Genomic DNA, 12,577 nt, shown 5'->3' with positions numbered 1-12,577 from the left:
GCGGGTCCGCTCAACGGGCACACGGCCCCGTCGTCGCGTCCCGGTCGCGTCGGTAGACGTTGCCGCTCACCTGGGCGCCGTCGCCGGCGACGCGCACGTCGGTGCTGCCGCTCGCCGGCGCGGCGTGGCAGATCACGTTGTTGCGTACGACCGCGCGCGCGTCCTCGTCGTCGCCCGGGCTGCGCTTGCTGGTCGGGATCTGCACGCTGACCTGGTAGGTGCTGGCGGTGTTGATCAGCCGGTTGCCCTCGATCACAATGCCCGGCGCGGCATTGGCGCACACGGCGCAGTAGCCGACATTGACGACCGTGTTGCCGCGGACGACGACGTTGCGGAACCACTCGTTCGAGTCGTAGCCGGTCGTCACGCTGAAGCCGTAGCAGCCGCCGGCCGCAGCGTCCTGCTCGATCAGGTTGCCCTCGATCAGCAGGCGGTCCACCTGACCGTGGACCGTGAAGTTGCCCCCGGTGCAGGTGCCGTTGGCGACCGAGTTGCGGATCAGCTTGTTGTTGCGGAAGGTGTTGTTGTTGCCGCCGGACTGGTAGATCGCGTGGTTGCGGTTGCTGCCCGAGAAGTTGTTGGCTTCGAACAGGTTGCCCTCGAAGACGCTGTCGTTGATCGTCCCCAGGAATCCCATCGAGCCGTTGCGCCGGATGGTCGAGTTGCGCACGATCACGTGGTGGATGCCGTGCGGGCCGCCGCCGCTGGCGTGGATGGCGATGTGAAAGCCGGTGATCTCGACGTTCTCGACCGTCACGTTGCGCACGTTGTGGACGAGCCAGATGCCCCAGTCCGCAGTGCCGAGCCCATCGAGCTTGAGGTTGCGGAAGGTGTAGCCACCGTCGTTGCTGGTGTTGGCCCAGCGGCCCCCGACCAGGAAGGCGTTGGCCCGTGCGGTCCGCAGCAGCGGCAGCGGGCCCTCGCCGTAGGCGTCGAACACCAGCGGAGCGGTCGGCGTGACGTAGTCGTTCTCGAGCTCCAGCATGCGGTGGTTCCACGACCCACCCCGGCGGAACAGCAGTTGCGAACCCGGTGCCAGCGAGTTGACGTCGATCGCGGACAGGTCGCGCTTGGGCGCGGCGGCCGTCCCCGGGTTGCCGTTGCTGCCGGGCACGCAGCCGGGCGCGGCGCCTTCCTGGCAATCGCTGAAGTGATAGCTGCGGGCGGACGCCAGGTTGGCGCAGCCGGCCAGTCCGGCCAGCCCCAGGGTCAGCGCCCACAGCAGGCCGTGACGCAGACGCAGCGGGCGAGTCGTGCGGCCGAAGACGGGCATGCCGATCATCTGATCTCCGGTCCGGTTGAAGGGCGCCCCGGTGCAGGCTAGGGCGTCAGCGTCGAGGGATGTTAACGGAGCGCCCGTCGACGACGGCCCGTTGCCGAGCCCCCGTCCTTGGGGTGGCGATCGATGGCCGGCAGAGCCACAAGCAGTCGCGCCGCCGGGCCTGGAGGCCGGGCGGCGCGATGGCGATCAGAACGCGGCGGTCCTGCCGACCCGCCGAGTCCGGGACGACGGGCTCAGCGGGCGCAGACGCCGGTCGAGGCCGAAGCTCCCGTCAAGGTGACGTTGCCGCTCAGGATGGCACCGATGGCCCCGACGGCGGCTGCCGCGGCGCCGCTGACCGGGGTGGTCTGGCAGAGGGTGTTGTTGCGGACGACGGCGCCAGTGGAGGCGACGTCCTGCTCGCCGTTGGCGGGCTCGACGACGCCGACGTGGTAGGTGGCGCGGGTGTTGATGGAGCGGTTGTTCTCGATGACGATGCCCGGGGCGGAGTTGACGCAGATCGAGCACAGGCCGAGGTTGACGATGGTGTTGCCGCGCACGACGGTGTTGCGGAAGGTCTCGACCGAGTCATAGCCCGAGGTGATGGCCATGCCGTAGCAGGTCATGGCGCTGGCGTCCTGCTCGACGAGGTTGTTCTCGATGGTCATGCCGTTGACGACGCCGTGGACCGTCACGTTGCCGCCGGTGCACTGGCCGTTGACGACCGAGTTGCGGATGAAGCGGTTGTTGGTGATGCGCACGTTGTCGGAGTGGCTGAGATAGAGGGCGTGGTTGCGCGGGTCGCCGTTGAAGTTGTTGGCCTCGAACAGGACGTTGTCGATGGTGAGGTTGTCGGCGCCGCCGAGCCAGCCCATGGAGCCATTGCGGCGGATGGTGGAGTTGCGCAGGGAGACGTTGTTGACGCCGTAGGGGGAGCCCGGGGTGCCGTAGATGCCGATCCAGAAGCCGGTGATCTCGACGTTCTCGATGGTGACGTCGTGGACGTTATGGAGCAGCCAGATGCCGGTCTGGCCGGTGCCCAGGCCGTCGATGCGCAGGTTGCGCAGGACGTAGCCGCCGTCGTTGTCGGTGTTGCCCCAGCGGCCGCCGAGCTGGATGGCGGCGGCGGCGGAGGTGGAGCGCAGGGTGGGGGCGACGCCGGAGCCCCAGGCGTCCAGGACGAGGGGGTTGGAGGCGGAGACGTTGTTGTTGGCGAGTTCGAGCTGGCCGATGTTCCAGGAGCCGCCGCGGGCGAAGAAGAGCTGGGAGCCGGCGCCGAGGTTGTTGACGTTGATGCCGGAGAGGTCGCGCTTGGGCGAGGCCTGGGTGCCGGCGTTGGCGTTGTTGCCCGCCACGCACCCGGACGCAGCGCCCGTCTGGCAGTCGCTGAAGTAGAGCGTCACCGTGGCACCCGCCGGCGGCGCCGGGGACGGCGACGGGGAAGGTGAGGGCGACGGAGAAGGCGACGGGGACGGTGTGCCCACCGGACCCTCGGAACCCGCGGTCTCGCCGCCACCGCCGCCGCCGCAGGCACTCAATACCGCAAAGGCCATGGACAGGAAGAGGAGGCGGGTCGCGGTGGACTGCGGCGCAGGGCGGTTCGGCTGGTGCATGCGATGGACTGGATCGAGGTCTTTGGGCCGTGCTGGGCACCGGATCGGCGCTTCGACGGACCGCTCGCAGGCTCTGGGTCAGGGGCTGTCGGAACAGACCGCCTTGAGCCGGCGAGAAGTTCAAGGATTGTCGGGGACAGCCCCCCTCGAAGTGGGGGTCCAATTTGTCGCAGGAGGTAATGCCTCGCCGCTCGCCGACCGGGCCTCGACGCTGGGCAGGGGCGGTCGAAAGCGCAGTTTTGCGTGACCGATTCGACCGGTGCGCCGGCACGGCGCCAGGCGCAGAAGTTACAGACCGCTACATCTGATGGCCAGCGGGCGGATGGGGGACGGTTGCGCTCAGCGCGGCCGCATCCACACCGGCTCGCGGCCGTCCAGCGCCTCGGGGAAGGTGGCGGCCAGCAAGCGGTCCATCACGTGCGGCCAGTCCAGCACCTCGTGCACGCGCCGGACGGCGTTCTGCCCCATCTCCATCAGGTGCTGCGGGTCGCGCAGCGCCTCGACCAGCGCCTCGGCCAGGCCGTCGGCGTCGTGGCGGTCGGTCAGCACGCCGGTGACGTTGCGGTCGACGATGTCGGGCAAGGCCCAGTTGCTCCAGTTGGCCGTCGGGCAGCCGTGGGCGGCGGCTTCGACGTAGACCAGCCCCCACGACTCGCAGATGCTGGGCATCGTGAACAGCGAGCAGGTGCTGAAGAGCTGGTGCAGCCGCGCGTCGTCGATCAGCCCCAGCTGCTCGACGCCGGGTTCGTTCAGCGGCGGCGCGCCGGAGCTGACGACGGTCAGCTTCGCATCGGGCAGCTCGCGGCGCACGCGCCGGAAGGCCTCGATCAGGACCGGCCCGCCCTTGCGCTCCCAGGCCCGGCCGCAGAACAGCACGTGCCGCTGGCGATAGCGCTCGAGGTCGGCCGGCACCGGCCGGTCCCAGCGGCGGATCGGACCGCCCCCGATCGGGAAGACCTTGGACTTGGGGATGCCGTACTGCGCATGCATGGTGTCGGCCACGAAGCCCGCGAAGGACACGATCGCATCGGCGTCGCGGTTGGCCTGCGCGGTGCGCGCCCGGCGCTCGTCGACCTCGGCGGCGCTGAGGCGGCTCCAGCCGAAGCCGCGCGCGGCGACGGCGTCGTCGACCGTCATGTCCTGGAACAGCACGCGCCGGATCGGCAGCGAGCGATCGATCTCGGGCAAGGCGTAGTGGTACAGCACCCAGCTGTTCGGCGGCAGCCGGCGCAGCACCGACGCCCAGGGCTCGGCACGCTCGTCGACGGTCTCGGGCCGCGACGGCGGCGGCCGGCGCAGCAGCTTCGACAGGCGCCCGCCGGCCTCGCGCGTCAGGTGGCGCAGCGGGCTGCGGCCGTGCAGCTCGGCCGTGTCGGTCGCGAAGCGGCTCAGTGCACCGAACAGCAGGCCCTTCGCACGCAATCCCTCGATCAGAGAGATCGAGGTGCCGGAGTTGGTCCAGCGGTCCCACGGATCACCGGGAGCGATGTACAGCAGCTGGGGCGTGTTCTGCGACGAGGCCATGACGCGGGCGTGACGGACGAGGAGCGCTGCGCGCGAAGCGCCCGATTGTGGTCGCTTCCGCACCCGATGGCGGCATCGCCACCTCGATCCGGTGCCCCGCGTGACCAAGTACCGATGCGACGCGAGCGCATGCGCGCAAGCGTGTCGCGACGCGCGAACGAGGGGTTCCGCCACGGCGAGAACGCGCGGGACGCGACCCTACAATCCGCGCGCATCGAGGGCCCTCCGTGCTATTCAACAGTCTCAGTTTCCTCGTCTTCATGACCGTGGTGCTGGCGCTGTACTCGGTGCTGAAGCACCGGGCGCAGAACCACCTGCTGCTCGTCGCGAGCTACTTCTTCTACGGCTTCTGGGACTGGCGCTTCATGGGCCTGCTCCTCGGGTCCACCGTGCTCGTCTACCTGTGCACGCGGGCCATGGGCCGGACCGAGGACGCGGCCGTGCGCAAGCGCTGGATGCTGCTGGCCGTCGGCGTGCTGCTGGGCGTGCTGGGCCTGTTCAAGTACCTCGGCTTCTTCGCCGAGTCCTTCGAGGCCCTGCTCGCGCTGTTCGGCATGAAGCTCGGCTGGGTCGGCCTCAACCTGGTCCTGCCGGTCGGCATCTCGTTCTACACCTTCCAGGCGATCGGCTACGTGCTCGACGTCCACCGCGGCAAGCTGAAGCCGGTCGAGAGCTTCACCGACTGCGCGCTCTACGTCTCCTTCTTCCCGCTGCTGCTGTCGGGTCCGATCGAGCGCGCCACGCGCCTGCTGCCGCAGATCGCCGCCGCGCGGGTGCTGACGCTCGAGGGCTTCACGCGAGGCGCCTTCCTGGTGCTGCTGGGCCTGTTCAAGAAGATCGTCATCGCCGATGGGCTGTCCGAGACCATCGACCCGGTCTTCAGCGGCCAGGGCGGGTTCAGCGGCGCCGACATGGCGGCGGCCTCCTACCTCTACGTGCTGCAGATCTACTGCGACTTCTCCGGCTACACGGACGTCGCCCGCGGCGTCGCGCGGATGCTGGGCTTCGACGTCATCAAGAACTTCATGACGCCGTTCTATGCCAAGTCGCCGTCCGAGTACTGGACGCGCTGGCACATCAGCCTGTCGAGCTGGGTCAAGGACTACATCTACCTGCCGCTCGCGCTGCACTACCTGCGCAAGGGCGACAGCAAGCTCAACGAGGCCCGCCCGCACCTCTACGCGATGCTGCTGATGGGGCTGTGGCACGGCGCGGCCTGGACCTACATCCTGTGGGGCCTGTACCACGGCCTGATGCTGATCCTGTGGTCGCTGGTCAAGTGGCCGAAGGCGCTGAAGCCGCTGCGCAAGCGCATCCCCGGCGCGTTCTGGATCGTGCTCTACTTCCACGTGACGCTGGTGAGCCTGCTGATCTTCCGCGCCACCTCGGTCGAGCAGATCGGCGACTTCCTCGGCGCGATCGCGCACATCGGCGCGCTCGACTTCCACCTCAAGCGCCCGACCTTCGCGACGCTGCTGGCGATCCCGCTGTTCCTCGTGCTGGACCACCTGGCCTACCGCCACGAAAGCGAGCGCTTCTACCTGCGCTGGCCGCCGATGGTCCGTGGCGCGCTGTACGCCACGCTGTTCACGCTCCTGCTGATGGGGCTGTCGAATGCATCCACCCAGTTCATCTACTTCCAGTTCTGAGGCCGCGCCGGCCGCGTCGCGCTGGCGCGCTGCCGGCGTGACGGCCGTCGGGTTCGTCGTGACGCTGCTGCTCTTCGAGCTGCTGTGCTGGGTCGCCTTCAACCACACGCCGCTGCGCAACGCGTCGATGCGGTCGTATTTCTGGTACGGCTCGTCCTACGAGAGCAAGCTGCGCCAGCTGGTCGCGACGCCGAACCCGGCACCCAACTCGATCCTGTTCGCCGGGTGGATCAACGAGGCGGCGCTGGCCGACAAGCCGGCCGATGTCGACGTCACGGTCTACGGCAGCTCCTTCGCCGGCAACCTGGGCAAGGCGATGCGCGAGCTGCGGCCCGACCTGAAATTGCGCTTCGTCGGCGGTCCGGGGGCGCCACTGAACCACGCCTACGGCTTCTACGAGCTCGACCGCAGCAAACGCAAGACGCGCACGGCAGTCATCGGCGTCGCCTCCGAGGACGTCGCGCAGGTGCTGACGATGAACATCGGCAGCGTCAACGCCGACGCCCCGATGCCGTACTTCTTCCCGCGCTACGAGCTGGTCGATGGTCGCATCGAGCGCACCGGCACGCCACTGATCAACTCGCCGGACGAACTGGCCCGGGCCTTCCGCGACGACCCGGCGCTGTGGGCTCGCCAGCTCGACGTGATGGCGCGGCACGACGACGCCTTCCAGCGCCCGCTGTTCGCGGCCAGCGCCCTCGACCACAGCCTGATCGCCCGCTTCGTGCGGCGCGGCCTGGCCAAGCGGCACGCCGACAACTACGTGGCCCAGGCCTACGGGAGCCGCGGCTTCAAGAAGGACTCGCACATCATCCAGGTGTTCGAGGCCGTGCTGCAGCGCATGGTCGACGACCTGCGTGCCGAGGGCGTGAAGCCCGTCGTCGTGCTGTTCTCGACGCGCGACTACGCGAACCACCTGGACGTGCTGCTGCGCCGGACGCTCGAGGCGAAGGGCGTGCCGGTCGTCAGCAGTTTCGACCTGTGTCCGTCGACCGACCGCACCCACTACATCCCTGACGGCCACTTCACGCCGCAATGCGACCTGAAGGCCGCGCAGGCGACGCTCGCGGTGCTCGACCAGGACGGCGGACCGACCCGATGAAGAGTGCACTCAAGACCCACCTGCGCGCTGGCGCTCACGACGAGGCGCTGGCGCTGCTGCTGCGGGCCTCGCCGTCGGATCCGATCGACGACCTGCAGTACGCCGGCACGGCGCTGGACAAGATCCCGCGCGAGCTCCTCGACGCGCGGGTGCCGCTGCGCAAGCGGCTGGCCATCCTGGGCGGCGCGACGACCCAGTTCTTCGTGCCGCTGCTGCGGCTGTTCGCGCTGCGACGCGGCCTCAACCTCGAGATCTACGAGAGCGACTTCGGCCTGTTCGAGCAGGAGATCTGGTCCGATTCCGAGGCGCTGCGGGCGTTCAGGCCGGACGTGATCCACTTCCACGTCTGCAGCCAGAACCTGCCGTTCGCCTACCTGGAGGACGATGCCGCGGCCCGCGCCGCGGCCGAGTCCACCCGGTTCCGCACGCTCTATGCGACGGCCGCGGAGCGCTTCGCCTGTCAGGTGCTGGCCGACAACTTCGCGACCGAGATGGAGCGCCCCTACGGCAGCCTCGACGCCGTGCTCGGCGGCACCCGCAACAGCCTGCTGCGCGCGGTGAACCTGGAACTGGCGCGCCATCTGCCGCCGCAGGTCTTCCTGCACGACGTGGACATGCTGTCGGCCGCCCACGGCAAGGCGCGCTGGTCGGACGCCCGGCTGTATCACTCGGCCAAGTGCGCCATCAGCTTCGACTGCCAGCCGCACTACGCCGACCACCTGGCGGCGGCACTCGCGGCCATGTTCGGCAAGTCGAAGAAGTGCCTGGTGCTCGACCTCGACAACACGCTGTGGGGCGGCGTGATCGGCGACGACGGCCTGGGCGGCATCCAGCTCGGCGCCGGCGTGCCGGCCGGCGAAGCCTTCGTCGCCTTCCAGCGCTACGTCAAGGCACTGAAGGACCGCGGCGTGCTGCTCGCGGTGGCCAGCAAGAACCACCACGAGAACGCGGTCCTGCCGTTCCGCGAGCATCCCGACATGGTGCTGAAGGAATCCGACATCGCCTGCTTCGTCGCCAACTGGGAGCCGAAGGACGGCAACCTCGCGACGATCGCGCGGCAGCTCAACATCGGGACCGATGCGCTGGTGTTCTTCGACGACAACCCCGCCGAGCGCGAACTCGTCCGGTCCCGCCTGCCCGAGGTGACGGTGCCGGAGGTGCCGGTCGATCCGTCGTATTACGTGCAGTGCCTCGTCGACGGCCACTGGTTCGACACGCTCGGCGTCACCGCCGAGGACCGGCAGCGCAGCGACTTCTTCCAGGGCAATGTCGCGCGCGAGAGCCTCGAGAAGTCGGCCGCCAACTACGACGACTACCTGCGCCAGCTCGGCATGACGGCGGTGGTCGAGCCGGTGACCGAGCAGAACCTCGCGCGCACCACGCAGCTGATCAACAAGACGAACCAGTTCAACCTGACGACGCGGCGCATGACCGAAGCCGAAGTCCGCGCCCATGCGGTCGACTCGCAGCGGTACACCTCGACCACGCGGCTCACCGACAAGTTCGGCGACAACGGCCTGATCAGCGTCGTGCTGGGCAGCGTGCCGGCCGACGCGCCGGACCTGCTCGACATCGAGGTGTGGCTGATGAGCTGCCGCGTGCTCAAGCGCGGCGTCGAGGTGCTGGACCTGGAGCAGCTGCTGGCGTTCTGCCGGCGCCAGGGCCTGAAGCGCCTGCGCGGCCGCTACCTGCCGACGGCCAAGAACCAGCTCGTCGAGGGACACTACGCAACGCTCGGCTTCCGGCAGATCGAGTCCGGCGGCGAAGGGTCGACCTGGGTCTACGACGTCGACGAGCCGCCCGGCCTGTCGCACAGCATCCAGATTCGCAACTGATCGGAGACCATGACCATGCGGGACTTTCGCGGCGAACTGCAGGAGATCTTCCGCGACCTGTTCGATGACGACGACATCGAGATCCACGCCGGTACGACCGCGGCGGACATCAAGGGCTGGGACTCGCTCAACAACGTGCGGCTCGTCGTGATGATCGAGAAGCACTTCGGCATCCGCTTCAGCACCGGCGAGGTGGTGAGCCTGAAGGACGTCGGCGAACTCCTCTCGCTGATCGAGGCGCGCGCCGCCGGCTAGCCCTGCGCGATCAGCGGCACCGGCACCGCGTCGCCGTGGATGCGGGTGTGACGTCCATGGCCGGTGTTGACGATGTGGAAGAGCTTCATGCGGTCCGAGGTCGTCACGACGGTCGGCGGCTTGGGCGTGTGAATGCCGAACAAGCCCGGGTAGTCGCCCCGGTACACCGTCTTGACGCGGCTCCCGCCCTCGCTGCGGGCATTGGCCCAGACGTGGCGCAGTTCGCGGAAGGCGAGGTTGGGCGTCGCGGCGCGGCTGGCGAAGCGGCGCCGCACGGCCTCCCACAGCCGGGCCCGGGCCGCCAGCATCACGCGCACGCCGCGCTTGCGCCATAGCGCACCCGGCAGCCAGGACAGCGAGCGGACCTCGGCCCAGTGGCAGGGGGCGGTCAGCGCGGGCAGGTTGGCGCGCTCGACGTGGTCGCGCACCGTCTCGCCCGGGATGCCGAGGAACTCGTCCAGGTCGATCAGCGCCAGGTAGGAGCAGTCGTCCAGGTAGCGGTGCCGGACCATGCTCAGGAAGGCGGTCTGCGCGTGGTGCTTGTTGCGCGCGGCCTGCGGGTCGACCAGCCCCGACTTGAAGGCCTCGGACTCGGGATCGAGCCAGTACGGAAAGTCCCATTCGCCATAGACGATGTCGTCGGCGTCCGGCAGCAGGCGGCGCACCCTGGAGAGGTCGCCGTTGTAGTAGAGATAGAAGCGGTCGACGCCTTGCAGCTTGTAGTAGCGATAGAAGGTCGGGATGTCCGCGAAGTCGTCCTTGAACAGCGTCGCGATCGCGAACTCGCGCGTCGGCCGTCCGGCGTCGGGCGCGAGGGACGCCGTCAGCTGCTGGCCCTGGTAGCTGACCTGCAGTTCGAGCCGCGGCCCGCGGCCCGGGTCGGCCAGCGGGTAGACGATGGCCCGCGAGGGCTCGTACTCGTTGGCGCCGATCTCCTCGAAATGACTCAGACGTTGCCCGTCGAGTCGCACCTCGACCTGTGCGAAGTCGAAGACGACGTCCGGGTAGTAGGTCGAGACGAGCACCAGCCGCTGGTCGCGGACGAAGGCGTCGAAGAACAGGAAGCGGCCGGGTCTCGAGGCGATGGCGAACGCGAGGGGGGTGAGGTCGGGGCGCATCGGCAAGGGCGGGGGACGGTCGCTGGCGAAGTACCGCAAAGCATAGTCGCGCACGCCCCTTGCGGCGACGGCGCGGCCCCATCCGACTAGGGGTGGCGGGCCCTCGCGGCAGCGCATTCGTCACGCTTTTCCGCAGGCCCGCGACGGCGTGCCCGCCAAAGGGCGCGCCCCCTGGGCCTGGGAGGCCGAGGGGGCGCGGTGGGGGTGGAGCCGGTTCCGTGCGAGGGCAGGCCTCGCGCGGGACCGGGGTCGCGGAGCGACCTCAGCGAGCGCAGACGCCGGTCGAAGCGAGCGCGCCGGTGAGGGTCACGTTGCCCGTCAGCAGGGCCCCGGCGGCTCCGACCGCGACCGCGGCGGCGCCGCTGACCGGGGTGGTCTGGCAGAGGGTGTTGTTGCGGACGACGGCGCCAGTGGAGGCGACGTCCTGCTCGCCGTTGGCGGGCTCGACGACGCCGACGTGGTAGGTGGCGCGGGTGTTGATGGAGCGGTTGTTCTCGATGACGATGCCCGGGGCGGAGTTGACGCAGATCGAGCACAGGCCGAGGTTGACGATGGTGTTGCCGCGCACGACGGTGTTGCGGAAGGTCTCGACCGAGTCATAGCCCGAGGTGATGGCCATGCCGTAGCAGGTCATGGCGCTGGCGTCCTGCTCGACGAGGTTGTTCTCGATGGTCATGCCGTTGACGACGCCGTGGACCGTCACGTTGCCGCCGGTGCACTGGCCGTTGACGACCGAGTTGCGGATGAAGCGGTTGTTGGTGATGCGCACGTTGTCGGAGTGGCTGAGATAGAGGGCGTGGTTGCGCGGGTCGCCGTTGAAGTTGTTGGCCTCGAACAGGACGTTGTCGATGGTGAGGTTGTCGGCGCCGCCGAGCCAGCCCATGGAGCCATTGCGGCGGATGGTGGAGTTGCGCAGGGAGACGTTGTTGACGCCGTAGGGGGAGCCCGGGGTGCCGTAGATGCCGATCCAGAAGCCGGTGATCTCGACGTTCTCGATGGTGACGTCGTGGACGTTATGGAGCAGCCAGATGCCGGTCTGGCCGGTGCCCAGGCCGTCGATGCGCAGGTTGCGCAGGACGTAGCCGCCGTCGTTGTCGGTGTTGCCCCAGCGGCCGCCGAGCTGGATGGCGGCGGCGGCGGAGGTGGAGCGCAGGGTGGGGGCGACGCCGGAGCCCCAGGCGTCCAGGACGAGGGGGTTGGAGGCGGAGACGTTGTTGTTGGCGAGTTCGAGCTGGCCGATGTTCCAGGAGCCGCCGCGGGCGAAGAAGAGCTGGGAGCCGGCGCCGAGGTTGTTGACGTTGATGCCGGAGAGGTCGCGCTTGGGCGAGGCCTGGGTGCCGGCGTTGGCGTTGTTGCCCGCCACGCACCCGGATGCAGCACCCGTCTGGCAGTCGCTGAAGTAGAGGACCGTCGCGCCGGACGGGGCCGGGGCGGGAGCCGGCGCGGGGGCCGGAGCCGGAGCCGGAGCCGGCGCGGGGGCAGGAGCCGGCGCGGGAGCAGGAGCCGGCGCGGGAGCAGGAGCCGGCGCGGGGGCAGGAGCCGGCGCGGGAGCCGGGGCAGGAGCCGGTTCGGCGCTGCCGTTGCTCACGTAGCAGGCCTTGTAGACGCCGGAGATCGGATCGCTGCCGAAGAAGGCGATGGAGCAGCTGGCGGAGCCGGACACGGTGCGCTGCACGTAGCGACCGCCGTCGCCGAAGATCACTTCACGCGCACCGCCGTTGACCGAGAAGTTGCGGCCTTCCCAGGCGACCTGCGTCCAGCGCTGGTTGTTCCAGGTGACGGTCACGGGCCGCGAGGCCAGGGCCTCTGCCGACTCGTCGGTGGCAGCGCCTTCAGCGGCCGAGTCGCCCGAGCCGCCACAGGCGGCCAGCAGGGTCGAGCTGGCGATCATCAGCGTCAGCAGGCGCAGTCGCGAGACAGAGAGGTTCTTCATGATCATCACTCACGTTCCAGAAAACGGTTCCCAACAAACACCCCGGGCGTGGTACGCGCGGCGGCGACGAGAGCAGCACCTCGGCGACAGACCGACTGGGGTCGGTGTGACGTGGAACGTGGAAGACGCCGGGTGACTGCTGCCGGCCTCACGACGTCCCGTGCGATGCGCGGTGGACGCCCGAACCCGGGACTGCTTCTGATAACGACGCCCTGGACACCCCGATGAGCGGTCAGACGTAAGCGCGCGGGTCAAGCTGTAACGACTGGTGCGCGATCGATCGCGCG

9 protein-coding genes are annotated in these 12,577 nt (G+C 69.2%); 4 read left to right on the top strand and 5 right to left on the bottom strand.

Annotated features, from left to right (window positions below; translation table 11 throughout):
• Nucleotides 1-10 precede the first annotated feature (10 nt).
• The 3 genes from QZV97_RS06805 to QZV97_RS06795 all read right to left on the bottom strand — a co-directional run bounded on the left by QZV97_RS06805 (nt 11) and on the right by QZV97_RS06795 (nt 4,398).
• Nucleotides 11-1,282 (bottom strand): right-handed parallel beta-helix repeat-containing protein, encoded by a 1,272-nt coding sequence (locus tag QZV97_RS06805; protein ID WP_295640465.1) that lies wholly within the window; start codon nt 1,280-1,282, stop codon nt 11-13.
• 233 nt (nt 1,283-1,515) lie between these two features.
• Complete coding sequence (locus QZV97_RS06800) at nt 1,516-2,664, bottom strand: right-handed parallel beta-helix repeat-containing protein (protein WP_295640463.1); 1,149 nt, start codon at nt 2,662-2,664, stop codon at nt 1,516-1,518.
• A gap of 549 nt (nt 2,665-3,213) precedes the next feature.
• A complete protein-coding gene (locus QZV97_RS06795) occupies nt 3,214-4,398 on the bottom strand; it encodes a glycosyltransferase family 4 protein (protein ID WP_295640461.1) in 1,185 nt (394 codons plus the stop codon).
• 227 nt (nt 4,399-4,625) lie between these two features.
• On the opposite strand from QZV97_RS06795, the gene QZV97_RS06790 reads away from it, so the two are divergent.
• The 4 genes from QZV97_RS06790 to QZV97_RS06775 are packed head-to-tail and all read left to right on the top strand — an operon-like array spanning nt 4,626 to nt 9,239.
• Nucleotides 4,626-6,047, top strand: coding sequence for an MBOAT family O-acyltransferase (locus QZV97_RS06790; RefSeq protein ID WP_295640459.1), 1,422 nt, complete (start codon nt 4,626-4,628; stop codon nt 6,045-6,047).
• A gap of 37 nt (nt 6,048-6,084) precedes the next feature.
• Nucleotides 6,085-7,149 (top strand): hypothetical protein, encoded by a 1,065-nt coding sequence (locus QZV97_RS06785; protein ID WP_295640457.1) that lies wholly within the window; start codon nt 6,085-6,087, stop codon nt 7,147-7,149.
• Nucleotides 7,146-8,984, top strand: a complete 1,839-nt coding sequence (locus QZV97_RS06780) for an HAD family hydrolase (protein ID WP_295640455.1) — start codon at nt 7,146-7,148, stop codon at nt 8,982-8,984. The genes QZV97_RS06785 and QZV97_RS06780 overlap by 4 nt, the downstream gene beginning before the upstream one ends.
• A gap of 9 nt (nt 8,985-8,993) precedes the next feature.
• On the top strand, nt 8,994-9,239 hold the full coding sequence (locus QZV97_RS06775; RefSeq protein WP_295640453.1) for an acyl carrier protein: 246 nt from the start codon (nt 8,994-8,996) through the stop codon (nt 9,237-9,239).
• Here the strand turns inward: QZV97_RS06775 and QZV97_RS06770 are convergent.
• Nucleotides 9,236-10,357 carry a glycosyltransferase family 92 protein gene (locus tag QZV97_RS06770; RefSeq protein ID WP_295640450.1) on the bottom strand — a complete coding sequence of 374 codons (1,122 nt, stop codon included), beginning with the start codon at nt 10,355-10,357 and terminating at the stop codon, nt 9,236-9,238. The genes QZV97_RS06775 and QZV97_RS06770 overlap by 4 nt on opposite strands.
• Before the next feature lie 262 nt (nt 10,358-10,619).
• On the bottom strand, nt 10,620-12,290 hold the full coding sequence (locus QZV97_RS06765; RefSeq protein ID WP_295640448.1) for a right-handed parallel beta-helix repeat-containing protein: 1,671 nt from the start codon (nt 12,288-12,290) through the stop codon (nt 10,620-10,622).
• Between the last annotated feature and the right edge of the window lie 287 nt (nt 12,291-12,577).

It is taken from the genome of uncultured Methylibium sp. (genome assembly GCF_902826655.1).
Lineage (GTDB): Bacteria > Pseudomonadota > Gammaproteobacteria > Burkholderiales > Burkholderiaceae_C > Methylibium.
The sequence above is the reverse complement of the archived record's forward strand: the minus strand, read 5'-3'. Positions and strand labels throughout refer to the sequence as shown.